The following is a 23,642-nucleotide window of genomic DNA, read 5'->3' on the forward strand; positions in this document are numbered from 1 at the left end:
CGAGGCTTCGCCTCAGACCGACGAGTCATGCCATCGGGATCGCTATCGGAATCGGGATCGCTATCGTCGGTTCGATGCCGATGCCGATGCCGATGCCGATGCCGACGGCCTTGTTCGGATCATGTCGCCACTCGGCTCGCGCCGGCATTGCACGGCGATGCCTCTGGGGTGCGCGGAGCGGCCTGGCTCTGGCCGCGGGAGTGAGCTTGCGGCTCCTTCCCGGATGAGACGCGCAAGGCGATGCCTTGAGTGCTCGCGTCTGTCTCTAGCGAGGCTTCGCCTCAGACCGACGAGTCATGCCATCGGGATCGCTATCGGAATCGGGATCGCTATCGTCGGTTCGATGCCGATGCCGATGCCGATGCCGATGCCGATGCCGATGCCGATGCCGATGCCGATCCCGATCCCGATCCCGGTACCGGTACCGACGGCCTTGGATAGTCGGACGCTTCATCGAAATTTGACTCATCTGCAAGCATTTTGCGTCCTCAAGGATTCTAGGGTCGGTGCCTGAGGCAAACCGGGGCGAAAGTGCGTACCCTAGGCCGCAGTGATGGCTCTCGCGCCTTGGTGGCGTGAAGCACCGCATCCTCGCGATCATTCCGCTGACCTTCGTGCTCGCACGGTGTCGGCTTTCATCAATCGGAGCGCAGCGCAGGTGTTAAAACAGCCGATGAAAGATCCGCGTCCTTTTCATCTCATCCTGATCAAGCCGTCGCACTATGACGACGATGGCTATGTGATCCAGTGGTGGCGCTCTTCGCTGCCCTCGAACAGCCTGGCGACGGTCTACGGTAACGCCTTGGATTGCGTGGAGCGGTCTGTGCTTGGCGATGACGTCGAGATCCGCCTCCAGGTGCTCGACGAGACCAACACGCGCATCGACGTCGAGCGGATCCTGCAAGGGATCGAGACGGCGGGTGGAGATGCCTTGGTTGGAATGGTCGGCGTCCAGACCAACCAGTATCCGCGCGCGCTCGACCTCGCGAAGCGGTTTCGCGCGGCAGGCCTCATGGTCGTGATCGGCGGCTTTCACGTGAGTGGCTGCCTGTCGATGCTCAAGCAGCGTCCGCCTGAGCTTGAGGAAGCCCTGGGGCTTGGGATCAGCCTCTTTGCGGGTGAGCTGGAGGGGCGGCTCGAAACCTTGCTCCAGGATGCGGCCAGCGGGAACCTGCAGGCGCTCTACAACTACCTCGGTGATCTGCCCGATATGCGCGGGACGCCGACCCCCTATCTGCCTGCGGACCGCATCCATCGCACCATGGGCAAGCGGGCCAGCTTCGACGCGGGCCGCGGCTGTCCCTATCTCTGCAGCTTCTGCACCATCATCAATGTGCAGGGTCGCAAGTCACGTCATCGCACGGCGGACGACGTCGAGCGTCTGATCCGCGCAAACGCGGAAGATGGCGTGAGCAATTTCTTCATCACTGACGACAACTTCGCGCGCAATCAGAATTGGGAGGCGATCTTCGATCGCATCATTGCGCTCAAGGCGTCCGGTCTGCCCGTGCGCTTGGTCATGCAGGCCGACACTCAGTCACATCGCATCCCAGGCTTCATTGAGAAGGCGGGGCAGGCGGGCGTCGACCGCGTCTTCCTTGGCATGGAGAACATCAACCCGGAGTCGCTCAAGGGCGCGCAGAAGGGGCAGAACAAGATCACCGACTACCGCGCCATGCTGCAGGCCTGGCATGGGGTTGGCGTGCTGACCTACGCCGGCTACATCATCGGCTTCCCGAGCGACACGCCCGAGAGCATTCGGCGGGATATCGCAATCATCCAGCGTGAGCTGCCGATCGACATCATGGAGTTCTTCATCCTGACGCCACTGCCCGGCTCCAAGGACCATCAGCGGCTGGTCGAGGAGGGCGTGCCGCTCGATCCTGACATGAACAACTACGACACCCAGCACGTCACAACGGCGCATCCGACGATGACCAAGGTGGAGTGGGAGGCCATCTACCGCGAGGTTTGGGACCTCTACTACTCAGACGCACACGTCGAGACCGTGCTGCGGCGCGCCCGTGCCTGGGGCTATGATCCGAAGCAGATGCTCGCCAAGCTCTTCGCCTTCCATGCCCCTATCGTCTATGAGCGCATGCATCCCTTGGAAGGCGGCCTCATCCGGATCAAGCGGCGGCGCGACCGCCGCCCTGGATTTCCCATGGAGAGCCCCTTGCGCTTCTATCCGCAGCTGGCCTGGGAATTCGTGACCAAGTATGGCGGTGCCTATCGCATGCATCGGCATTATCGCGGCATCCTCGCGAAGGTTCTCGCCGATCCGAATCCCGATGCCTACAAGGACGTCGCCATGACGCCGGACGCCGAAGCACCGCAGGAGTCGCTTGAGCTGCTGAGCGCGACGCCCTCGGCGCAGGCCTTCGTCAAGAAACGCCAGGAGATGGCCGCACGCCGGCGCGCCGCTGGTTAGTGCGTCGGGTGCTTGCGGTCGGAAGGGTGGCCGACGGCGGCATCCTCGAGCGCGGCGGCGACCTCGACGCCCGCCCGCCGGCCGGAGTGAAGTGCCCATTGGATCGAGGGTGCGGATTGGTACTCGCCGCAGCTCCAGACCCACTGAGTGCGGCGCAGCGCTTGGGCACCTGGGTAGGGGACGGGCGGGTGTTGGGCGGTGAGGGCGGTCGGCAGACGGTAGACCGCGATGCGTCGCCAGTCGCGGACTTGCTCGCCCATCCAGGGATAGAGTTCTGAGCGGATGCGCGTCTCCAGGGCGTCCGGGTTGTCGTCGGTGCCGTGGACGTTGACCGTGATGAGGCTCCGGCCGGGCGGTGCGTAATACTCGGACAGATTGCTCGGGAAAAGCATGCTGTTGATCCGGCCGCGGCCTTCGCCGTTGAGAACGAGGTAGGGGCCCTGGATGGGTGCGTGATGGGCGCCGAAGTAGAAGCAGGTGGTGCCGCGGCCGGGCGGCCCAGAGAATGGCTGATGGAGGAGGCGTGCCGTCTCTTTCGCCTCTGTGGCGATGACGACGGCTCGTGCCTTGAGCCGCTCGCCGGATTGCAGATGCACATGAGTCTGCGCGACCCGCTCCACCTTGGCGCCGAGTCGGATGGCGTGACTCGGCAGGCGTGCCGCGAGCTGAGCGGGGATCTCTCCCATGCCGCGTGCCGGCAGGGCGGTATCGCCCAGGGCAAAGGCGCGGAAGACGAACTCAAAGGTGCGCGAGGAGACGTCCAAGTCGGGCTCGAAAAAGACACCGCTGAAGAAAGGCTTGAAAAAGCTCTCGATCATGCGGGTCGAGAAGCCGAGCGCACGCAGCCGCTCGATGGCCGTCGACTCGGGGCGGCCGTAGAGCGCCTCCAAGTCGCCGCGCAGACAACGCCGCCTCAGTCCCAATAAAGTGAGCTTGTCCGACAGGGTGCCGATAGGCGAGAGCAGCATTTCGGGCAAACGGGTCGGCTTGCGCCAGACGTCGCTCACGCGATGAAGACGACCTTGGGTGCGAACGAGCGCGCCTGGATAGAAGGCCCGCAAGTCGAGCCGGTCGTAGTCGAGCAGCTCCCGGGCCTGCGGATACCAGGTCTGGAGCACCTGGAAGCCGCGATCCAGCTGAAAGCCTTCACGCTGGTCGGTGCGGACCCGCCCGCCGACGCCGTCCGCGGCCTCGACGATCAGCGGCTCCAGTCCGCGCTCGCGCAAGCTCAGGGCGCAGGCCAGGCCGGAGAGCCCGGCCCCAATGATGATCACGTCGGCGTTCATGGGTCTACCTCGCGCATGCTGCCGCTCCCGGGGCGTCGGCCCCTCCGCCGCCGGGGAGTTGGCTGAGGTCAGTGATAGCCCTCGGTGGTGTAGTGGCCGGGCTCTTGTCGGCGATGACGGGTGAGTCCGCGTGCCTCCAAGATCCCCTTGGCCTCCTTGATCATGGCCGAATTGCCGCAGAGCATCACGTGACTGGTCTCGGGCGTGATGGTCGCGTCAGCGCGGTCCTCGAGCTGGCCGTCGTTGAGCAAGTCCGTGATGCGGCCGTGCAGCGTCCCGGAGTGGGTCTCGCGACTGATGGCTGGTAAGTAGGTGAAGCGATCACCATGCTGGCTGGCCAACTCGTTCAGCGTCTCCGCGTATGCGAGGTCGGTGCTCACGCGGACACCGTGAACCAGGATGACGCGCTTGAAGCGCTCCCAGGGCGCCGGCGTGCGCAGGATCGAGAGATAGACCCCGAGGCCAGTTCCTGTGGCGAGCATCCAGAGCGTCTCGGCCGGCTGGACGGTCTCCAGCGTGAAGATGCCGCTCGCGGTGCCGGTGAGCCAGACCTCATCGCCCGGATTCAGCGCCGACAGCGGCGGCGTGAGCGGACCCTCGGGGATCTCGTTGAAGTAGATCTCCAGGGGGCGCTGCTGAGGCGGGTTGACCAGCGAATAGGGACGCCCGACACGTTCGCCTTCGATATCCAACCCGACCTTGATGTATTGACCTGCGGTGAAATCCGCAATCGGCGCATCGAATTGCAGGCTGTAGAGGCCCTCCGCCCACTGGTGCTTGCCTATGACCTTCGCTTTCACCCAATCTTTCATATCCTGTCCTGCTCTCTGTAGTGATCGACTGCTATCAAGACGCTGAGCCTTCAGCGATTCGTCTGGTCAGGGTGACTCCTTCACTCAGCGCGCAGATCCTGCCCCGCGCGCTCACCGCCTTCGTGCGCCTCTTCCTCAGGTGCGCACGACTTGCTGGCTGTCCGCCCGATCTGGGAGCCGAGCCCCATGGAAGCAGCCCCGTTCCGATGTCTCATGAATGATCGGTCCTTCAGCGGGCATTGCAATCCCGTTCTGTCCGCTCTACCTAGTCGCCGTCATGGTCTTTTCTTTCAGCGAGGATTTCAACATGAGACATCCCTGGTTGTTGCTCGGACTGGCGGCAATGTCGGCGAACGCGGTCGCGGAGCCAAAGAGCTGCTCCTCATTGCTCGATCTGGATGTGCGCCGACTGGCGAGTGAGGAGGCGGTCAACCTCTGCGAAGCCTATCAAGGCAAGGTCATCTTGGTGGTCAACACCGCGAGCAAGTGTGGTTTTACGCCGCAGTATGAGGGACTGGAGAAGCTCTATCGCGACTATGAGGACAAGGGGCTGGTCGTCCTGGGTTTTCCGTCCAACGACTTTGCCAACCAGGAGCCGGGCTCGGAGGAGCAGATCCAGTCCTTCTGCCGCCTCACCTACTCGGTGGAGTTTCCAATGTTCGAGAAGGTCAGCGTCAAGAAGGGCAAGGCGGCGCCCTTGTTCGAGCGTCTCGCCGCGGCTGGAGCACCCTATCCGAAGTGGAACTTCTATAAGTACCTCATCGATCGCGACGGCAATCTGGTCGACTACTACACCAGTGTCACCAAGCCGCAGAGTGGCAAGGTCATCAAGGCGATCGAAAAGCTATTGTGACGGCGATGGGCTGGCTCGATGACCCCAATCCGAACCGGCGATTGGATTCCTGGCGCACTTGGTCTTAACTTGCGACGATCTTGAGGCGTTGATCGGCCCGGTACCTTGCCGCCATGACTAGGCTGCAGACCGAGCCCATCTCGATCCGCATCCATTACCCCAATTCACGGGAGGATAATCATGGCGTCGCCCACTCTTCGGGAGGGAAGTCTCGAAGCACCCACCCGGCATCCGATCGACTGGCAAAATCCCGACTTCTACAACAGCGAATCGCTCTACGCGGAGCTGGAGCGGGTCTTCGATATTTGCCACGGCTGCCGACGCTGCGTCAGCCTCTGTCAATCCTTTCCGACGCTCTTCGACTTGGTCGACGAGTCCGAGAGCATGGAGGTGGACGGGGTTGCTAGAGACGACTACTGGAAGGTAGTCGACCACTGTTACCTCTGCGACCTCTGCTACATGACCAAGTGTCCCTATGTGCCTCCGCACGAGTGGAACCTGGATTTTCCGCATCTCATGCTCCGGGCCAAGGCGGTGAAGTTCGAGCAGGGTGATGTCAAAGTGCGCGACCGTATCCTGACCAGCACCGATCAGGTTGGCAGCCTCGCCGGCATTCCAGTGGTCAATGGGATCGTCAATGCCGTCAACGCCAATGCGCTGGGCCGCAAGGTGTTGGAGGCCGTGCTGGAGGTCCACAAGGACGCGCGCGTTCCGCCCTATACCAGCCCGGCGCTGCGTAAGGCGGAAAAGGGGCGGATCGGTCGCGAGGCGACTGGGGAGCCGGCGGGTCCCACCACGGGGAAAGTCGCCCTCTTTGCCACCTGCTACGGCAACTACAACGAGCCGGGCGTCAATCAAGACCTCATCCAAGTCTTCGAGCACAACGGCATTCCCGTGACCCTGGCGGAGAAGGAGCAGTGCTGTGGAATGCCCAAGCTGGAACTCGGCGATCTGGAGTCCGTGCGAAGGGCGAAGGAGGCCAACATTCCCGTGCTCAAGGCATTAGTCGAGCAGGGCTGGGACATCGTGGCGACCATTCCCTCCTGCGTCTTGATGTTCAAGCAGGAGCTTCCCCTGATGTTTCCGGACGATGCCGACGTCCAGCTGGTTAAAGACCACATTTACGATCCCTTTGAATACCTGATGCTGCGCCACAAGGATGGCAAGATGAACATGGACTTCAAGCAGCCGCTTGGAACCGTGGTCTACCAGGCTTCTTGTCATCAACGTGTGCAGAATATCGGGCCGAAGACGCGCGACGTCCTGGCCCTGGTTCCGGACACCAAGGTGGAGGTGATCGAGCGCTGCTCGGGTCACGACGGCACTTATGCGGTCAAGAAGGAGTTTCACGCCTCCTCGATGAAGATCGTCAAGCCTGTTGCCAGCCGGGTGGAGAAGGCGGGCGCCGACCACTTCGGCAGCGACTGTCCCATGGCGGGGGCTCACATCGCGCATGCGCTGGGACGAGACGGGAAGCAGCAGCATCCCATCACATTGTTGCGACTGGCCTACGCTATTTGATCACCGGTGCGCTCCAGTGGCCGCCGGCACTGAGATTCGGAGATAAGCATGCAGCTGACACGCAACGACCTCTACAGCCTCGAGCAATATGCCCAGACACGCAGTGACTTTCGCGCACAGGTCATGGCCCACAAGAAGACCCGTCAAGTCCCGATTGGGGCGCATACCACCCTCTACTTCGAGGACCGGCTGACGATCCAGTACCAGATTCAGGAGATGCTGAGGGTCGAGCGCATCTTCGAAGCTGAGGGCATCGAGGACGAGCTGAGTGCGTACAATCCGCTGATTCCGGACGGCTCGAACTGGAAAGCGACCTTCATGATCGAGTACGAGAGTGCGGAGGAACGTCGCGAGGCACTGATGCGCTTGCGCGGCATCGAAGACATGGTCTGGGTCCAGGTGGCTGGTTTCGATAAGGTCTTCGCCATCGCGGACGAAGACTTGGAGCGGGAGGACGACACCAAGACCTCGTCGGTCCACTTCATGCGCTTCGAGCTGACCCCGCCCATGGTAGCCGCCATGAAAGAAGGTGCCGCGGTGATGCTCGGCTCAGACCATCCAGACTATGGCTATCAGGTCGAGGCGCCCCCAGCGGTGCGTGATTCATTGACCGCCGATCTGGTCTGATGCTTACCTGAGAGGAGTCGGGTCGATATGCGGGAGATGAGAAGACCCGACCCGAGCGCCGTCCTTCTCGATATGGACGGCGTGCTCTTTCATGGGGCCCAGGCACTTCCGGGCGCAGAGCGTCTGCTAGCCTCCCTCGCGCGCACTCCGCACGCCTACGTCACCAATAACCCAATTCGCACGCCAGACGAAGTCGCCAACGCCTTCGTTGCCATGGGGCTGCCACGGCCGGATCGCCGTCTGATTCTGACTTCTGCGCTTGCCACCGCACGTTGGCTGTCGCGCGTTCACCCCGGATTTCGCTATTTCTCGGTGGGCGCGGGCGGCTTGGACGCCGCCTTGCGCGCCGTGGGTCAGCCCGACGCCGAGGATGCCGATTTCGTGATCGTCGGCGAGGGGCCTGGGCTGGACTTCGACCAACTGACCACAGGCATCAACCTGATCCTCCAGCAGGGCGCGCGTCTCATCGGGACGAATCCCGATCACTCTGTCGACGCGGTTCGCGATGGGAAGCGGATCGTCCTACCCGGAGGCGGCGCACTCATCGCGCCCTTTGCGACGGCCACGGGCGTCACGCCCACCATCATCGGCAAGCCCGAACCCTTGCTCTATGAGATGGCCTTGGAGGTGCTCGGTTGCTCGCCCGGCGAGTGCCTCATGATTGGCGACCGACCAGATACGGATATTGCCGGCGCCGAGCGTCTCGGCATGTGGACAGCCCTGGTGCGGACCGGGCGCTTCGCGCCGCGCCGTCCCTGGCCCAAGGAGATCCCCGCGCCAGACTTCGACGCCGTCGACCTCGACGCGCTCATGTCGGCCTTGCGAGACAGCTATCCGCGGCTCATCGCTTGAGGCTCGGGTCGCCGGGCAGGCTTGGCCGTCACCGCTCACTGACGCACGCCCTCGATCGACAGGATCATCTCGACCTTCCGTGAGGCAGGGCCCAGGTTGTAGTCGATTCCGAAGTCCTTTAGCGCGAACTCGGTCGAACCCTGAAAGCCGCGTCTGTAGCCTCCCCAAGGATCCGGTCCGTTGCCAATCTTCCTGACCTCGATGGTGACGGGCTTGGTGATCCCTTTGAGCGTCAGTTCGCCCTCCAACACGGCCTTGTTGAATCCGGTCTCTCGATAGGACGTGCTCTTGAAGGAGGCCGTCGGATACCGATCGACCTCGAGAAAGTCATCGCCGCGCAGATGCTTATCGCGTTCGGCATGATTGGAGTCGAGGCTCGCGGTCTGAATCTGCAGCGCGATCGACGACTCCTTGGTGTCGTCCGGGTCGTAGACGAAGCTCCCCTCGAAGTCGTCGAAGCGTCCGTAGAGCCAGCTGTAGCCTAGGTGTTTGATACGGAACTGGATGAAGGCATGGCCGCCTTCGGTATCGATCACATAACGCTCGGGCGCGGCGAGGAGGGTGATGGGGCTGCTCAGGATCAGCACGAGACCGATGACGGTCGAGGTCACTCGTTTCATCAGAAGTTTCTCCCGTGATTGGGCTGTTGTGGAGAACCTGTGCGACCAAGCATGCGCAGCAGTGTGCGGTCTCGGTCGAGGAGGTGGTGCTTCAAGGCGGCCAAGGCGTGCAGCGCGGCCAGGGCGATCAGGGCAATGGCGAGTGCCAGGTGGACATCACCGGCCCAATCGGCTTGGCCGGGTAGGTGGCTCAGGGTCGCTGGCACTTCGAAGAGGTCGAAGACAGCGACGCCTTTCCCCTCGGCGGTCGAGATCAGATAGCCGCTGACCATCACGGCGAAGAGGAGCAGGTAGAGGAGGGCGTGTGTCCAGCGGGAGAGGATCAGCTCGAATCGGCTCAGCGCGGGTTCCGGGGGCGGTGGCTTGTCGATGAGACGCCAGAGGAGGCGCAGCGCGAGTGCGATGAGCAGCAGCACACCCAGGCTCTTGTGAATCCAGGGTGCCGTCCGATACCAGGCGTCGTAGTAGGTCAACTCGACCATCCAGAGCCCGAGTCCAAAGAGACCCACGACGGTGATGGCGGTCAACCAGTGAAAGAGAACGGAGATCAAGCCATAGCGGTGCGCCGTGCTGCGCCACATGAGGTGCGCTCCCAGTCAGTGTCAGCTCTTGCCCTAGAGGCTCGCTAGTGCAACTGTGCGAAAGTCCCGAGACCGTCTCAGGTCGTTGTCGTTGTCGTAATCGAATATTCGCCATGTCGAGACCGCGATCACGATTACGATTACGACAACGACAACGACAACGACAACGACAACGAGGAGGCAACGGTCTCGGAACTTGCGCAGCGAAGCACTAGAGCCCGAATCTTCCAAATCAACTGGTGTCCGGATGCCCTAACGTCAAGCGAGAGGATTAGTGGCAGGGTGCGGGGGAAAAGCGTCCGGCCATCGGCCGGACGCGAACGGGGTGCCTGTCTGGACCTGCGCGATCGGGAACTGTGCCGCCGGTTAGAAAGCGTCCATCAACAACTTCCCCCCTTTCGCAAAGGGGGGCTAGGGGGGATTTCGGGCGGCATCGCTCGTATCGGGAAACAATTAATGGGCGCTTTCTTAGGTGGCGGACTGTTCGAGCGCGGCAATGCGTTTGTCGAGCGGCGGATGGCTGCGGAAGAGTGCAGCCAAGCCTTCGCCGATCTTGCCCGAGATCCCAAAGGCGGCAAACTCGCCCGCAGGCAGATCCTGGGGCTCGTGCACTCGCTGAAGCGCGCGCAGGGCATCGGCCATGTGTCCGCGGCTGGTTAGCATGGCGCCGCCGGCGTCAGCGCGGAACTCCCGATGGCGTGAGAACCACATGACGATCATGGTCGCCAGGACGGAGAGCATGATCTCGGCGATGATCGAGGTGACGAAGTAGCCGATACCATAGCCTTGTTCGTTCTTGAGCAGAACACGGTCGACAAAATGGCCGATGATCCGGGCCAGGAAGACGACGAAGGTGTTGACCACGCCCTGAATGAGCGCCAGGGTGACCATGTCGCCGTTCGCGACGTGACTGATCTCATGGCCGACAACGGCCGCCACCTCATCCTTGTTCATCTGCTGCAGCAGTCCGGTGCTGACAGCAACCAGTGCATCGTTGCGGTTCCAGCCGGTTGCGAAGGCATTGGGGTCGGGCGAGTCGAAAATGCCGACTTCAGGCATCTGGATTCCCGCGCGCTCGGATTGGCGCGCGACCAGATCGACGAGCCACTGCTCGAAGGGAGTGGAGGGATGCGCGATGATCTGCACACCCATCGAGCGCTTCGCCATGCTCTTGGACAAGAAGAGCGAGATCAGCGAGCCGCTGAAGCCGATGATGGCGGCCATGATCAAGAGGGCACCCATGTCGATGCCGCCGCTCTCTTGGAGAACGCCGTCGATCCCCAGCAAGCGGAAGACGACGCTGATGACGACCAGGATGGCCGCATTGGTCGCGAGGAACAAGAAGATACGCATCATGGATCAAGAGCTCCTAGTCAATGAGAGAGAATGGCTGTAATATACGCGGCCTTCGCTCAGTGGTACTGGCCCCGAAGGTCGCCAAAGAAAACTGGCACAGCATATAGGGCCATGGTCCGTACAACAAAGGCGAAAAAGGGCTAGACAACGCGGAAATCGCGCCTTAATATTCCGCGTCTCAGCGCACTGGGGCCATAGCTCAGCTGGGAGAGCGCAACACTGGCAGTGTTGAGGTCGGCGGTTCGATCCCGCCTGGCTCCACCAAATTTCGATAGAATCCGGCAAGTTGGTCATGAGCCGGGTTTGTTTTGGGAAAGATTTCTGTCCCCATCGTCTAGTGGCCTAGGACACCGCCCTTTCACGGCGGTAACCGGGGTTCGAACCCCCGTGGGGACGCCATTTAAGAATCACGGGCCAGCTGCTGAAGCAGCTGGCCCGTTTTCTTTTGGGGGTATGCCGATGACGCGACGCATTCAGGATAAGCTGGCCTCAATCGTTGACGAGATCGATCGCGCTGGGCACGCGAACCAGACACGTTTGACTGTGCTCAAGAAGTGGCTGGAGAAGCCGGAGCGACTTCAGCGCTTTGCCCTCTCGCTTGCGGTCAGGGCGGTTTCGGCGGCTGGCGCCGCGGACGACGCGGACCCCTGTCTCTTGGACCTTGCTCGGAATCTGCTCGATACCTGGACGCTTGACGCACCCGCGCCAGACCGTGTGGCTGCCAAGATTCTCCTCGGTCGTCTCAAGGCATTCCAAGACGACCACAAGAGGCTGCAATGGGGGCAGGTCCGAAGGATCCACAGCACGCCTCTACTCCTCATCGAAATGGGGCTGGAGATCTTTCTCTACGCTCCCACCAACCGGTCCGAGGGCTACCGGCTCGCGGTTGCCTATTGCGAAGGCTACGGGACGGATCTCAACGGCGAGTCGCGCGCCCGCGTACTCGAGCTGCTGGAGATCGTCGACGCGATCGAGATCCAGGAGCAGTCCGAGCCTTCGCTGGCAGCCTGAGACGGCTCGGCAGGTGGTCGTTGAATCGCTGACAGCTCCCCCCCTCCTCCGCGCCCGCGTCCGTCGCGGCGGGGCGCCGCTCCCACCGACCACGCGCTTGGACCAAAGAGAGCGAACTGAGCATGACTATCGAGGACATCAAGAAGCAGCTCCAAACCTATGAGCGCAAGTTTCCCACGGCTGCCGTGCGGGCCGCCGTGGAGCAACGCGAGGCGATGACGCCTATTCTCTTGGAGTGTCTCCGGGAGACGGCCGAGGACCCCGAGAAGGTCGCGAACACTCCCGGCGCCATGCTCCACATGTATGCGATCTTCTTGCTGGCGCAGTTTCGCGAGCGAGCTGCTTATCCGATGCTTGTGAAGCTGTTGTCTGCGCCGGGTGACCTCTGTTTCGACGTGATCGGTGATACGGTGACGGAGGACCTGGATCGCATCCTGGCGGCGGTCTGTGGTGACGACCTGGATCCGATCAAGGAGACGATCGAGAACCCCGAGGTGAACGAATATGTGCGAAGTGCCTGCATACGGGCCTTGGTCAGACTCGTTGCTCAGGGAGATCTGGAACGCGAGCATGTCGTCGCCTATTTCCGGAGTCTCTTCAACGGCAAGCTGGAGCGTGAAGCCTATTTCCTGCGGGGCGCGCTCATCAGCGACTGTTGCGATCTCTATCCCGAGGAACTCTTGCCTGAAATTGAGCGCGCCTTCGCTGACGACTTGGTGGATACCTTGTTCATCACCATGGAGAGTGTCGAGCGGGCAATGTCCGAAGGAAAGGAACGGGCGATCCGCAGATGTTCCGCAGGGGGCCGATCGAGGATACGGTGGCCGAGATGAGTTGGTGGGCCTGTTTCAGGGAGGACGACCGCAAGGCGGCGAAGCCTGCTCCGGCGATCGCGAAAGGGGCTCAGGTCAAGGCGGCCAAGGTTGGTCGCAACGATCCTTGCCCCTGCGGCAGCGGGAAAAAGTTCAAGAAGTGCTGCGGGCGCTGAGGCGCCGTCATTCGCTTGCCCGCGAAGCTCGCGCGGCGGCGATACAGGCCTGCCCGAGTGAGAGTCCGCCATCGTTGGACGGAACCTGTCGCTGCAGCAGGGTCTCGAGCCCTGCGGCGCTGAGCTGGCGCTGCACGGACTCCAGCAGTATCCGATTCTGAAAGACCCCTCCGGAAAGGGCGACCCTCTGCACCGCACGCGCTTCAGCCAATGCGATCGCCAGGTCTCCTAGCGCCTGGGAGAGTCCGCTATGGAAACGTGCCGCGATCCGCGCCTTCGACACGCCCTGCTCGAGATCGGCGAAGAGCTGCTCCCAAAGGCTGGCAGGATCGAGCACCATGCCGGAAGCCTGCCGCGTGGCCTTGAGCCGGTAGCCCTCCAGGCCTGGGTCCATGGCTTGCGCAGCCAGGGCTTCCAGTTCGATGGCTGCCTGCCCTTCGTAGGTAATGGGGTCGCCGCCGACCCCGAGTGCTGCCGCCACCGCATCGAACAGCCGGCCGGCGGAACTCGTGAGCGGGGCGTTGACACCGCGAGCCATCATCTTCCTAAGCACGTCCAAGGGACGATCGCCAAGCCTCTGGAGGCTTTCGAGAGTCGGATGCCGATCGCGCATCGTCGCCCAGCCGTCAGCCGCTTCGAGTTGAGCGAAGAGATTGCGCCAGGGCTCAAGAATGGCCTTGGTGCCGCCTGGCATGGGGACTGGTTTGAGGTGACCGACGCGCTCGCAGTCCAGGTAGTCTCCGAGCAGCAGTTCCCCGCCCCAAAGGGTGCCGTCCGGTCCGAAGCCCAGTCCGTCCAAGATGATGCCTAGAACCGGCCCGGCGTCCATCGCCCAGCCGTTGTCTGCCAAGGTCGAGGCCAGGTGAGCATGATGGTGCTGGATGCTCAGCAGTGGCAGGTCATCGTGTGCCGCGCGCTCCCGTCCGATGAGTGTGGAGCGGTAGTCGGGGTGCAGATCGACCGCAATCCATTCAGGCCGGTGCTGAAAGAGTTCGAGATAGAGGTCGAGCGTGACCTCCAACTCCCGGGCGGTGCGTGCGTCTTCGAGGTCGCCGAGGTGCTGGGACAGCATCGCCTGGCCATCGCTGAGCAGGCAGAAGGTGTTCTTCAGCTCACCGCCAAGGGCGAGAATCGGCGGATTCTGCTCGAAGCCGGGTGGCAGACGGATGGGTGCCGGGGCGTAGCCGCGCGCGCGTCGTAGCAGTCGCGGGGCGCCGGCCATGCGGCGGATGACGGAGTCGTCGACGCGATTGACGATCTCGCGATCGTGTAGCAGGGTCGCATCAGCGAGCGTGCCGAGACGATCGGCCGCGTCTGCGTTGTCGATGCACTGGGGCTCCTCGCTCAGATTGCCGCTCGTCATGACCAATGGTCGGTCCCATGCCTGCAACAGCAGATGGTGCAGCGGGCTGTAGGGCAGCATGAAGCCGAGCGCGCGCTGCCCTGGGGCGATGTCCGGCGCCAGCGGTGTTGCTTGCGTTTTCGGGCTGACATCCAGGAGCAGGATGGGGGCGGCGGGACGCTGCAGCAGCCCTGCCTCCTCCGCGTCCAGGGTGCAGTAGGCGCGGATGACGTCGAGATCGCGTGCCATGAGAGCAAAGGGCTTGCCGAAGCGCCGTTTGCGGCGGCGCAGTTCGGCGACGCTCGCGGCGTTGGTGGCATCGCAGGCCAGGTGGAATCCACCGATCCCCTTGATCGCCAGAATGCGTCCCGCCGCCAGCAGTTGGCTGGCCGCGGCGATGGGGTCGCTCGCTTCCAGCGCTGCGGGGTCGCGTCGTGCCCCCTGGCTGTCGACCAGCCAGACGCTGGGACCGCAAACCGCGCAGGCGTTGGGTTGGGCGTGAAAGCGGCGGTCAGCCGGGTCCGCGTACTCGGCCCCACAGCTCGGGCACATCGGAAAGACGGCCATGCTGGTGCGCGCCCGGTCGTAAGGGATGCCCTTGACGATGCTCAGCCTGGGGCCGCAGTGGGTGCAGTTGGTAAAGGGATAGCGGTAGCGGCGGTTGCTCGGGTCGCGAATCTCGGCCGCGCACGCCGCACAGGTTGCCGCATCCGGGACGATCCCGGTATGCACCTGCGAGGCGCTGCTGGCGCGGATGACGAAGGTGTCGGTGGTCAAGGGCGCCTCGAGAACACTGCGCTCGATGGCGTCGATGCGCGCCAAAGGCGGACATTCCGCCCGCAGTGCGCGGCAGAAGTCATCCAGGGCGCTGGCGTCATTGCCTGCCGCGGGCTGGGCGTGGATGAGCACACCCTCGCCGTCGTTGAGCACCTCGCCCACCAGGGCGTGGGTCCGTGCCAATCGCCAGACCGTTGGGCGAAAGCCTACGCCTTGGACAAGTCCGCGAACGCGAATCAGCTCGGCATTCATGATGGCGACTTGGGCTCCCGCTGCTTGAAAATCGTTGTGAATTCTGTCTATCTGAAGCATGTTTGCCAGCTATCGACAGAGCACAGATGAAATATTGTAGTGACTGCGGCGCACCCGTCGGCCTCCGGATCCCGCAGGGAGACAATCGCGAGCGCCACGTCTGCGACCTGTGCGGGACCATTCACTACCAGAATCCCAAGGTCGTCGTCGGCTGTATCCCCGAGTGGGAGGACAAGATTCTGCTGTGTCGGCGGGCGATTCAACCCCGCCACGGCCTTTGGACCTTGCCGGCCGGCTTTATGGAACGCGGCGAGACGACGCGCGAGGGCGCCGCGCGTGAAACCCTCGAAGAGGCCAACGCTCGGGTCGAGATCGGCGCACTCTACAGCCTCTTCAATCTACCGCACATCGATCAGGTCTACATGCTGTTCCGTGCGCGCCTGCTGGACCTGGATTTCAGCCCCGGCGAGGAGAGTCTCGAGGTCCGGCTGTTCGCGGAAAGCGAGATCCCCTGGGATGTCCTGGCCTTCCAGACGATCCGCGAGACGCTGGATCTCTACTTCAAGGACCGGCGCCGAGGCCGCCAGGGGGCCATGTACTCGGGCGACATCATTCGCGCGCTGGACGGCGAGCAGCCGCGCGTGCATGTCACCATCCACGAGGACCAGGCATGAGTCGACCCACGGTGCTCCTGGTCGATGACGAGCCCTTGTCGCTGGAAACGCTCGCAAGGATCCTCGACGAGGAGTTCGACGTTCGCACCGCAACCAACCCCTTGGATGCCGAGCACATCCTGGAGGAGGACTGGATTCAGGTCGTCATCTCCGACCAACGCATGCCCGAAATGACCGGGGTCGAACTCCTGGCGCGGGTCCGCGAGCGCTGGCCGGACATGGCGCGCATCATCATCTCTGGCTACACGGAAGCCGAAGATATCATCGACGGCATCAATCGCGCCGGTATTCATCAGTACATCACCAAACCCTGGCACCCGGACAATCTGCTGTTGATCGTTCGCAACGCCTGTCGACTGGTCGAGCTGCAGCGCGAGAACGCCTTGCTGGCGCTTGAGATGAAGGTCACCGGGCAAGCGCTGGAGCAGCGCGTCGCCAAGCAGCGCGAGCGACTCAAGCGCAACTTCAATCTCGATGCCATCGTGCGCAGTCCAGAGAGCCCAATCAACCAGGTCTGCGATCAGATCGGGCAGATCGCACCCTATGACATCCCCGTGCTGCTCACCGGCGAGTCCGGCACCGGCAAGGAGCTGCTGGCTCGGGCGCTCCACTACAACAGCCCGCGCGCCGACAAGCCCTTCGTCGCCGAGAATACCGGCGCCATGCCGGATCAGCTCCTCGAGAGTGAGCTCTTCGGACACGAGAAGGGTGCCTTCACCGGCGCGGTCAGCGCTCGGGTCGGACTCTTCGAGCAGGCCGACGGCGGCACCATCTTCCTCGACGAGATCGGCGAGGTCTCGACCGCGTTCCAAGTCAAACTGCTGCGGGTGCTGCAAGAGCAGGAGGTAAGGCCGATCGGGTCGAACCGGCGCCGCAAGGTCAACGTTCGCGTGGTGGCGGCGACCAATCGCGATCTGGAAGCGGCGATCCGCGAAGGGCGTTTCCGAGAGGATCTCTACTACCGGCTGGCGGGCGTGCGCGTCCATATCCCACCGCTGCGTGAGCGTCCAATGGACATCCGCCCCATTGCCGAACAAATCCTGGCCGAGGCGGTTCGTGATTTCGCCAAGCCCGTCGATGGCTTCACGCCCGAGACACTCGAGTGCATTGCGCGCTACGACTGGCCGGGGAACGTGCGTGAGCTGCAGAACGAGATCCAGCGCATCCTCGTGCTTGCGCCCGGACAGCGGCTCAGCGCAGATCTTCTCGACCCCAGAGTGCTCCGTGCGCAGCATGCCGGTGGGCCGCGCGATGCGCTCAACCGATCCGACGCGCTGGGTCTGAATGGCACGCTGAAGGATCGCGTCGAGGCGTTGGAAGCGAGCGTCCTGCGCGAGACGCTCATTCGGCACCGTTGGAACAAGACCCAGGCCGCCGACGAGCTTGGCCTCTCGCGCGTTGGGCTGCGCAGCAAGCTTGAGCGCTACGGCCTGATCCCCAACTGACTCCTCTGTGGTCCGCCGCGCTTGGCGGCCAAAATCTCGCGCTTGGCCGGCGGCTGGCGCCAACAAGGGGATCAAGACTCATGGCGATCGAAACGACGACGCTCGGCGGTGGATGCTTCTGGTGCCTGGAAGCCGCGTTCCAGGAGGTTCGCGGCGTCCATTCCGTGGTGTCCGGCTACGCCGGCGCCGCCCGGCCGGATCCGACCTATCAGCAAGTCTGCAGCGGCGCGACCGGCCACGCCGAAGTGGTGCAGATCACCTTCGATAATGATCAGATCGACTTCGAGACCCTGCTAGAGGTCTTCTTCACCATTCATGATCCGACCACGCTGAACCGCCAGGGTGCCGACGCCGGGACCCAATACCGGTCCGTGATCTTCTACCATGGCGAAGCGCAGCGCCTGACGGCGGAGCGGGTCATGGCCAGGCTGTCCGATGCAGGTATCTGGTCCGACCCTATTGTGACTCAGCTCGAGCCGGTGCCGACCTTCTATCCAGCCGAGAGCTACCACCAAGACTACTTTCGGCGCAATTCCGCGCAAGGCTACTGCAGCGTGGTCATCTCGCCAAAGCTCGCCAAGCTCAGATCCAAGCACGCCGACTTGTTGACGTCCTGATGCCTTGCGGTCTCCGGCGATTCGTACCGTGTTGAGTCCGATGTGCCGAACTTGATTTGATTGTGCCAGGAAACGCCCTTCACGGGCGTTTCCTGGACTTGCCTCGATCATGCCGGAGTCCAAGGCCGAGTGAAGCCTTGGCTGTCAGTCCAACCGCTTGACGAGCGAGCGCGAAATCCACCGAATCCCGCGCCATGGTTGCTGGACGTCGCTGCATCGTCCGCGATCTCACCCGTCCCTATGGACGAGGTGACTGAGCGAGCCTGTCTCAGCGTGCGGGCGGAGCCATGGGGGCTTGCATCATCTGCTGGCGATGCTCGGCCTGCGCCGTCGCGAACTCCTCAGGGTCGACTGTGTCGTCGCCATTGAGGTCGATCGTGCCGAAGTCCGGGGCCTTGCCGGCGTTGCGCATTGGATAGCCCTGTTGGGCGCGCTCGGCCATGCGGTTGGCGCGGGCCTGATAGAACTCCTGCTCGGTCAGGCTGCCGTTGCCGTCGAGATCGAAGTCGGTAAAGGCGGGCATGCCTCGTCCGGGGCCGTAGCCTGGTCCCATGCCCTGACCGGTTCCTTGGCCGAGAGCCGGCAATGCGGTGCATGCGGCGATGCCGGCGAGGAGTGCGAGCGTGCGAGTGCGGTACTTCATGGTCCTCTCCATTGGGTTTGCCGACCTCAGTCGGCTGCGTTGTCTAGCCTCGGGTTCAGTGCTTGCGGCGCCAATGCGTCGGTTGTGCTGCCGCTGATCCATCGAACCTAGGTGCTACACCTTGCTCCGGGCGGAATGATGCCGTTGTTCTTTGGCAGCGACCACCCTCGCAGGATCAGTCTAGATCAGTCTTCCCAGCGCCCGTAGCCTGGAATACGCACTTGGTCTTCATTATAGATACCCTTGGTTGCGCCTTGATGGCAGCGATTGCATTGGCTGAAGCTGCCGACCTCGGGATTGTCCTTCACCATGCGCGGGGAGAGTTCGTCGTGCTTGCGCACGAAGTAGGCCGTCGTGCTGATGCGCGGGAGTGACTCGCCACTGTTGTCGCCGGAGTCCAGGGAGACGGCGAAGGCGCGCGAGCGCGTCCGGCTGCTGAAGTCGGACGCGTTGTCGGTCAGATAGGCTGCAAGCTCCGCGCGCAACGCCTCGGACAGCGAGGCGTCGTCGCCGTAATGATCTGTGAGTGCCGCCGGGTTCATGATCTGCGCCCAAGCGTTAGCCGGAAGCAGGCCGGGCTGATAGGCCATGTGACAGGCGCCGCACTCCTCCGCGTAGATCGAGTTGTAGACGGGGGCGACGTCGGCGCGCGGGCTCAACCAGCCGCCGTTTCGCTCGTGCTCGTCATCATCGTCCGAGTCGCTGAAGGCAAGACTCACGGAACCGAGGCTGAGCACCGCGATTGCGAGAAGAGGATAAAGGCGTTGGAAGTGTGGCATGAGTAGGTCTTCTCCTTACTGAGTCTTGATGTAGGCGAGGAAATCGGCCTTCTCTTCGGCGCTGCACTCGCGTCCGAGGGTCCATTTGCAGTTGCGTAGAAGCCACTTGGCAATCTTCTTTTCGTCACTGAGTCGCTGCGGGTTGACGGACGGCGCCATGGGTTCGATCACCTTTCCGGTTTTCGCGTGCTTGCCCGACTGCTTTAGGTCCGTCCCGTGACAGGTCGCGCAGCTGCGCGCCGGCGAGCCATCGGCCTGAGGATACTCCTTCACCCAGCCGGCCTTACCGGCTGCGGCATCGGCTGCGAGCAAGGTGGTTGGAAGCGCTGCCGCGCTCGCGGCGATCACAAGGGTTAGGATCCTGGTCTTCATCTTTCATGTCTCCGTTTGTAGCCGGTGATCATGGCGCCAACGAGGTTTTCTCGATGCGCCAGACTGGAAAAGAGCACGCCGCCTATGTGGAGGACCACGAGGGCCAGCGTCAGATTGGCGAGGACCTCGTGTACGTCCTCCAGTGCATGCGCCGTGGACCCCGAGACGCCTCGCATCAGAGCGGACAGAGGGCCGGCGAATTCTTGGGCGCCGTAGAGCGCCATGCCGCTCAGGCCGGTGAGCGACACGGCAATCAGCAGGGCGAGGATCATGGCGCCGCCGGCCGGGTTGTGGCCGATGTGGCGTGCCGCGCGAAAGCGCAGTATGTCCAAGAGGTAGGCGCGCACCTCGGCGGGCGAGCGCACGAAGTCAGCAAAGCGCGCGTAGCGCGTGCCCACCAGGCCCCAGAGGACGCGCGCGGCGAGCAGCGTCAGGACGAGATACCCGGCCCAGACGTGCACCTCGAGCAGCTTGTCCTCGACGATGAAGGCCGTTGTGAAGCCGGCGGCGAGCGACCAATGAAAGACCCGCACCAAGGGATCCCACACCTTGATCCGATCTGCGGTTGCGTCGGGCGGCCGAGTGTCGATGTCGGCGCCTGGGGCACTCAGGCTCTCGCTCATGGTCGTTGCTCCTCATGGATATGATAGGTGCCTCCAGCCCCAGCGACCGCTAGCGAACGGCAGTGCGGGGTGCGAGGATTGAGGCTCAGCCTAACGACTTGGTACTGACGGCTTGCTGAGCAACCTTGTCAGGCTTTGGTCAGCTTGGGTGTGCAAGCCTGGATCACGACGCTGGCAAGCGCCTGCTTGCCGCAGTTTCGCCCTAGGGTCTCGATGGCTCTCAGAGCCATCGAGCTTGAGATTCCGACAACTCAACAAGAGGCGGCTAAATCCCTTGAAGTACGCAATGCTGAAGCCGCTCGGGTTCGGGCTCATTCTAGCGACCCTGGCGACGCCGTGCGTCGCAGGTCCTGGCGGGCACGACCACGATCACGACCGTGCCCGTCATGCGCGCGAGCGCGGCGAGGTGCGTCCCATCGAGGAGATCCTGGCCGCGACCCGCGCGGCCGTTCCCGGCGAGATCATCGGGCTCGAGCTGGAGCGCGAGCACGGACACTGGGTCTACGAGATCAAGGTGATCACCCAAGACGGGCGGCTGCTCGAGGTGATGGTGGATGGCGCCGATGCGCGCGTACTGGGTTGGGAGTTGGACTGATGCGCTTGTTGCTGGTCGAGGATGACGATCGCTTGGCCGAGGGTGTCCAATCGGCCTTGGATGCCGCTGGCTTCGTCGTCGAGCGCTGCAGCGACGGCGAGGACGCCTGGTTTCGCGGCGATACCGAGAACTGGTCCGCTGTCATCCTGGATCTGGGCCTGCCGGGCATGGATGGCCTGACGGTGCTGCGGCGCTGGCGCGCCAACGCGCAGACCTTCCCCGTGCTCATTCTCAGCGCGCGCGGTGACTGGCATGAGCGCGTCGAGGGCATCGACGCTGGTGCCGACGATTATCTGCCCAAGCCCTTCCGCATGGAGGAACTGCTGGCACGGGTGCGCGCGCTGACGCGGCGGACCGCCGGGCGGGCGTCCGCGGTGCTGGAGATCGGCGCGCTGACCCTGGATACGCGGCAGATGCGCATCAGCCTGGACGGGGCGCCCGTGCACCTGTCGCCCCAGGAGTATCGGCTGGTGAGCTACCTGATGCAGCACGCCGGGCGGGTCATCTCGCAGATGGAACTGACCGAGCAGCTCTATGCGCAGGACTTCGAGCGCGACTCCAACGCGGTCGAGGTACTCGTGGGCCGGGTCCGCCGCAAGCTCGGCAGCGGCATCATCCAGACTCGGCGCGGTTTCGGCTATCTCATCGAGGCCCAGGAGCCGTGACCCGCCGCTCGCTGCGCGCGCGGCTGGCGCTGGCCGCGGCGGGCTCCGTTTTGCTCGCGGTCCTGGTTGCCGGCTTGGGTCTACTGATGCTCTTCGAGCGCCACGTCGAGCGGCGCATCGGCGCCGAACTCATCGCCCAGGTCAACCAGCTCCTCGCCGCCACCAGCGTGGGCGCCGACGGCGCACTGCAGGTCGAGCCCAGACCTGTCGATCCACGCTTTGGCGTACCTTTGAGCGGACACTATTGGCAGATCGACGACGAGACCGGCGCGACCCTGGCGATCGGCGTGCAGCGCTCGCGATCCCTCTGGGATACCCGCATTCTCCTCCCTCCCGACCGCCTCGAGCCCGGCGCCGTGCATGCCCATATCCTGCCCGGACCCGACGGACAGGTCCTCTTGGTCCGTGAGCGGCTGGTGCTGCTCAAGGATGGGGGAAGGGCGGTTCGCCTCATGGCCGCCATGGACCGGCGCGAGCTGACGGACGCGCGGAATGCCTTTGCCGCCGACATGCTGCCCTATCTTGGCGTGGTGGCCCTGGTGCTCACGCTGGCCTCCCTGGTGCAGATCCAAACCGGCCTGGCGCCACTGGAGCGGGTGCGGTGCGGCGTGGCGGCCATCCGCTCGGGTGCCTCGACGCGCTTGGATGAGGGCGTCCCGGACGAGGTCATGCCCCTGGTGATGGAGGTCAACGCGCTGCTCGCGGCGCGCGAGGAGGCCGTCGAGCGCGCCCGCGCCTGGACCGCGGATCTGGCCCATGGCCTCAAGACGCCGCTCAGTGCCCTGTCCGCCGATGCGGAGCGTCTGCGCGTGCAGGGCAATCCGGCGGTTGCGGCAGACTTGGAGCAGCTCGCCGAGGGCATGCGCCGTCGGGTCGACCGCGAGCTGGTCCGGGCGCGGGTCCGCTCGGGTGCCGCGACGGCGCAGGCTGGCGTCGAGGTCGTGGCCGCGATCGAGCGCGTCGTCGGGACACTCAAGCGCATTCCGGGTGGCGATGACATTGATTGGCGCATTCAGTCCCCCGGCCCCCTCTATGCCGCCTTGATGTCGGACGACCTCCTCGAACTGCTCGGAAATTTGCTGGAAAACGCCGCCAAGTGGGCGCGCTCCCAGGTCGAGATTCGGGTCGAGGGTCCGGATCAGGTCGAGATCCGCATCTCTGACGACGGTCCAGGTGTCCCACCCGAGCACCGGCATCGCCTGGGCGAGCGGGGCGTGCGCCTCGACGAGCACAAGGACGGGAGCGGCCTCGGGCTGGCGATCGTGCGCGATGTCGTGGACGCCTACGGCGGGGCGCTGGGCTTCGATGCCGCGTCCAACGGTGGGCTGGTCGTCTGGGTACGCCTGCCGGGGCTAGCGGGCCGTTCGCGGTGAATCAAGAGAGCCGCCAGCCAGTTCGAAAGTGTCCATCAACAACTCCCCCCTTTCGCAACGGGGGGCGAGGGGGGGATTTCCGGCGGCATCGCTCGCATCGGGAAACAATTGATGGGCACTTTCTTAGCCTGGGTTGCAAGCTGATATCCGGTTTTCTGTCCTTGAGTGCGACCATCACTGATGTCTGGCGCGTCTGATGATGACTGCCGCAATCCGGGTCGCCTGGGCGCCATCGGACGAATCCTGGTTGTTGTCCGGATGCATGGGGTCGGTCTCCAGTGACCCCTTGCCCGCAAGCGGGCTCCTAGGGTCGGGCCTCAATCATCCTTTGGTTCAAGCGCGCAGTCGGTGGGAGCGGCGCCCCGCCCCGGCGGGCGCGCGATCGCGGCGCGGCGCCGCTCCCCATCGTCGCTTTGCCTGAGAGGCTGTCTGGAAATCATCGTAGAGGTCCCTAGGATCCTTGAGGGCGCAAAATGCTCGCAGATGAGTCAAATTTAGCTGCAGCGTCCGACCATCCAAGGCCATCGGGATCGGGATCGGGATCGGG

27 protein-coding genes and 2 tRNA genes are annotated in these 23,642 nt (G+C 63.6%); 17 read left to right on the forward strand and 12 right to left on the reverse strand.

The window, feature by feature from the left end:
• Window positions 1-25: 25 nt before the first annotated feature.
• Window positions 26-148, reverse strand: coding sequence for a hypothetical protein (locus G3480_RS28920; protein WP_276611683.1), 123 nt, complete (start codon window positions 146-148; stop codon window positions 26-28).
• Window positions 149-249: 101 nt separating this feature from the next.
• Between G3480_RS28920 and G3480_RS27825 the strand changes: the two genes are divergently transcribed.
• Both G3480_RS27825 and G3480_RS07440 read left to right on the forward strand, forming a co-directional pair.
• Window positions 250-441 carry a hypothetical protein gene (locus G3480_RS27825; RefSeq protein ID WP_164653161.1) on the forward strand — a complete coding sequence of 64 codons (192 nt, stop codon included), beginning with the start codon at window positions 250-252 and terminating at the stop codon, window positions 439-441.
• Between the two features lie 232 nt (window positions 442-673).
• Window positions 674-2,431: a B12-binding domain-containing radical SAM protein gene (locus G3480_RS07440; RefSeq protein WP_164653212.1), complete on the forward strand. Its 1,758-nt coding sequence runs from the start codon at window positions 674-676 to the stop codon at window positions 2,429-2,431.
• Here G3480_RS07440 and G3480_RS07445 read toward each other — a convergent pair.
• The 3 genes from G3480_RS07445 to G3480_RS28925 form a co-directional block, all read right to left on the reverse strand.
• Entirely contained in the window at window positions 2,428-3,717 is a 1,290-nt protein-coding gene (locus G3480_RS07445) for a protoporphyrinogen/coproporphyrinogen oxidase (protein ID WP_164653214.1), read from the reverse strand. The two genes, G3480_RS07440 and G3480_RS07445, sit on opposite strands and share 4 nt — an antisense overlap.
• Window positions 3,718-3,785: 68 nt before the next feature.
• Window positions 3,786-4,529 carry a ferredoxin--NADP reductase gene (locus G3480_RS07450; protein ID WP_164653215.1) on the reverse strand — a complete coding sequence of 248 codons (744 nt, stop codon included), beginning with the start codon at window positions 4,527-4,529 and terminating at the stop codon, window positions 3,786-3,788.
• 80 nt (window positions 4,530-4,609) lie between these two features.
• On the reverse strand, window positions 4,610-4,744 hold the full coding sequence (locus G3480_RS28925) for a hypothetical protein (protein WP_276611685.1): 135 nt from the start codon (window positions 4,742-4,744) through the stop codon (window positions 4,610-4,612).
• A gap of 92 nt (window positions 4,745-4,836) precedes the next feature.
• Between G3480_RS28925 and G3480_RS07455 the strand changes: the two genes are divergently transcribed.
• The 4 genes from G3480_RS07455 (at window position 4,837) to G3480_RS07470 (ending at window position 8,382) form a co-directional block, all read left to right on the forward strand.
• Window positions 4,837-5,382 carry a glutathione peroxidase gene (locus G3480_RS07455; protein WP_164653254.1) on the forward strand — a complete coding sequence of 182 codons (546 nt, stop codon included), beginning with the start codon at window positions 4,837-4,839 and terminating at the stop codon, window positions 5,380-5,382.
• 180 nt (window positions 5,383-5,562) lie between these two features.
• Entirely contained in the window at window positions 5,563-6,903 is a 1,341-nt protein-coding gene (locus G3480_RS07460; protein WP_164653217.1) for a (Fe-S)-binding protein, read from the forward strand.
• 48 nt (window positions 6,904-6,951) lie between these two features.
• A complete protein-coding gene (locus tag G3480_RS07465; RefSeq protein WP_164653219.1) occupies window positions 6,952-7,530 on the forward strand; it encodes a DUF3501 family protein in 579 nt (192 codons plus the stop codon).
• 36 nt (window positions 7,531-7,566) lie between these two features.
• Window positions 7,567-8,382, forward strand: coding sequence for an HAD-IIA family hydrolase (locus G3480_RS07470; protein ID WP_164653220.1), 816 nt, complete (start codon window positions 7,567-7,569; stop codon window positions 8,380-8,382).
• Between the two features lie 35 nt (window positions 8,383-8,417).
• Here the strand turns inward: G3480_RS07470 and G3480_RS07475 are convergent, their stop codons facing one another.
• The 3 genes from G3480_RS07475 to htpX form a co-directional block, all read right to left on the reverse strand.
• On the reverse strand, window positions 8,418-9,002 hold the full coding sequence (locus G3480_RS07475) for a YceI family protein (protein WP_164653222.1): 585 nt from the start codon (window positions 9,000-9,002) through the stop codon (window positions 8,418-8,420).
• Window positions 9,002-9,583 carry a cytochrome b gene (locus G3480_RS07480; protein ID WP_164653224.1) on the reverse strand — a complete coding sequence of 194 codons (582 nt, stop codon included), beginning with the start codon at window positions 9,581-9,583 and terminating at the stop codon, window positions 9,002-9,004. The genes G3480_RS07475 and G3480_RS07480 overlap by 1 nt, the downstream gene beginning before the upstream one ends.
• A gap of 468 nt (window positions 9,584-10,051) precedes the next feature.
• The gene (htpX, locus tag G3480_RS07485) at window positions 10,052-10,939 is read right to left on the reverse strand and encodes a protease HtpX (RefSeq protein ID WP_164653226.1); all 888 of its coding nucleotides are present in this window, start codon (window positions 10,937-10,939) and stop codon (window positions 10,052-10,054) included.
• A gap of 188 nt (window positions 10,940-11,127) precedes the next feature.
• Here htpX and G3480_RS07490 point away from each other — a divergent pair.
• The 5 genes from G3480_RS07490 to G3480_RS28270 all read left to right on the forward strand — a co-directional run bounded on the left by G3480_RS07490 (window position 11,128) and on the right by G3480_RS28270 (window position 12,938).
• Window positions 11,128-11,203 (forward strand) — tRNA-Ala (locus G3480_RS07490).
• A 59-nt stretch (window positions 11,204-11,262) separates the two neighbouring features.
• Window positions 11,263-11,338: transfer RNA gene (locus tag G3480_RS07495), tRNA-Glu, on the forward strand.
• Window positions 11,339-11,398: 60 nt separating this feature from the next.
• On the forward strand, window positions 11,399-11,950 hold the full coding sequence (locus tag G3480_RS07500) for a hypothetical protein (RefSeq protein WP_164653227.1): 552 nt from the start codon (window positions 11,399-11,401) through the stop codon (window positions 11,948-11,950).
• Between the two features lie 122 nt (window positions 11,951-12,072).
• Window positions 12,073-12,783, forward strand: a complete 711-nt coding sequence (locus G3480_RS07505; RefSeq protein WP_164653228.1) for a DUF1186 domain-containing protein — start codon at window positions 12,073-12,075, stop codon at window positions 12,781-12,783.
• The gene (locus G3480_RS28270; RefSeq protein WP_240905652.1) at window positions 12,780-12,938 is read left to right on the forward strand and encodes an SEC-C metal-binding domain-containing protein; all 159 of its coding nucleotides are present in this window, start codon (window positions 12,780-12,782) and stop codon (window positions 12,936-12,938) included. The genes G3480_RS07505 and G3480_RS28270 overlap by 4 nt, the downstream gene beginning before the upstream one ends.
• Before the next feature lie 7 nt (window positions 12,939-12,945).
• Here the strand turns inward: G3480_RS28270 and hypF are convergent, their stop codons facing one another.
• The gene (gene hypF, locus G3480_RS07515; RefSeq protein ID WP_164653256.1) at window positions 12,946-15,309 is read right to left on the reverse strand and encodes a carbamoyltransferase HypF; all 2,364 of its coding nucleotides are present in this window, start codon (window positions 15,307-15,309) and stop codon (window positions 12,946-12,948) included.
• An 86-nt stretch (window positions 15,310-15,395) separates the two neighbouring features.
• Here hypF and G3480_RS07520 point away from each other — a divergent pair, with 86 nt between their 5' ends.
• From G3480_RS07520 to msrA, 3 genes are all read left to right on the forward strand, one after another.
• Window positions 15,396-15,983: an NUDIX hydrolase gene (locus G3480_RS07520; protein ID WP_164653229.1), complete on the forward strand. Its 588-nt coding sequence runs from the start codon at window positions 15,396-15,398 to the stop codon at window positions 15,981-15,983.
• Window positions 15,980-17,428 (forward strand): sigma-54-dependent transcriptional regulator, encoded by a 1,449-nt coding sequence (locus G3480_RS07525; protein ID WP_164653230.1) that lies wholly within the window; start codon window positions 15,980-15,982, stop codon window positions 17,426-17,428. Before G3480_RS07520 ends, G3480_RS07525 begins: the two co-directional genes overlap by 4 nt.
• 80 nt (window positions 17,429-17,508) lie before the next feature.
• Complete coding sequence (gene msrA / locus G3480_RS07530; protein WP_164653231.1) at window positions 17,509-18,045, forward strand: peptide-methionine (S)-S-oxide reductase MsrA; 537 nt, start codon at window positions 17,509-17,511, stop codon at window positions 18,043-18,045.
• Window positions 18,046-18,313: 268 nt separating this feature from the next.
• Here msrA and G3480_RS27830 read toward each other — a convergent pair whose 3' ends face one another.
• The 4 genes from G3480_RS27830 to G3480_RS07550 form a co-directional block, all read right to left on the reverse strand.
• On the reverse strand, window positions 18,314-18,688 hold the full coding sequence (locus G3480_RS27830) for an EF-hand domain-containing protein (protein WP_240905648.1): 375 nt from the start codon (window positions 18,686-18,688) through the stop codon (window positions 18,314-18,316).
• 185 nt (window positions 18,689-18,873) lie between these two features.
• Window positions 18,874-19,467, reverse strand: coding sequence for a cytochrome C (locus G3480_RS07540; RefSeq protein ID WP_164653232.1), 594 nt, complete (start codon window positions 19,465-19,467; stop codon window positions 18,874-18,876).
• Between the two features lie 15 nt (window positions 19,468-19,482).
• On the reverse strand, window positions 19,483-19,839 hold the full coding sequence (locus G3480_RS07545) for a DUF1924 domain-containing protein (RefSeq protein ID WP_164653233.1): 357 nt from the start codon (window positions 19,837-19,839) through the stop codon (window positions 19,483-19,485).
• Complete coding sequence (locus tag G3480_RS07550; protein ID WP_164653235.1) at window positions 19,836-20,462, reverse strand: cytochrome b/b6 domain-containing protein; 627 nt, start codon at window positions 20,460-20,462, stop codon at window positions 19,836-19,838. The genes G3480_RS07545 and G3480_RS07550 overlap by 4 nt, the downstream gene beginning before the upstream one ends.
• Before the next feature lie 286 nt (window positions 20,463-20,748).
• Between G3480_RS07550 and G3480_RS07555 the strand changes: the two genes are divergently transcribed.
• From G3480_RS07555 to G3480_RS07565, 3 genes are read left to right on the forward strand one after another with little or no spacing between them, the layout of a single operon-like run.
• The gene (locus tag G3480_RS07555) at window positions 20,749-21,057 is read left to right on the forward strand and encodes a PepSY domain-containing protein (protein ID WP_164653237.1); all 309 of its coding nucleotides are present in this window, start codon (window positions 20,749-20,751) and stop codon (window positions 21,055-21,057) included.
• A complete protein-coding gene (locus tag G3480_RS07560) occupies window positions 21,057-21,722 on the forward strand; it encodes a response regulator transcription factor (RefSeq protein ID WP_164653239.1) in 666 nt (221 codons plus the stop codon). The genes G3480_RS07555 and G3480_RS07560 overlap by 1 nt, the downstream gene beginning before the upstream one ends.
• A complete protein-coding gene (locus G3480_RS07565; RefSeq protein WP_164653241.1) occupies window positions 21,719-23,095 on the forward strand; it encodes an ATP-binding protein in 1,377 nt (458 codons plus the stop codon). Before G3480_RS07560 ends, G3480_RS07565 begins: the two co-directional genes overlap by 4 nt.
• The last annotated feature ends 547 nt before the right edge of the window (window positions 23,096-23,642 follow it).

It is taken from the genome of Thiorhodococcus mannitoliphagus (assembly GCF_010915725.1).
GTDB classification, from domain to species: Bacteria; Pseudomonadota; Gammaproteobacteria; order Chromatiales; family Chromatiaceae; genus Thiorhodococcus; species Thiorhodococcus mannitoliphagus.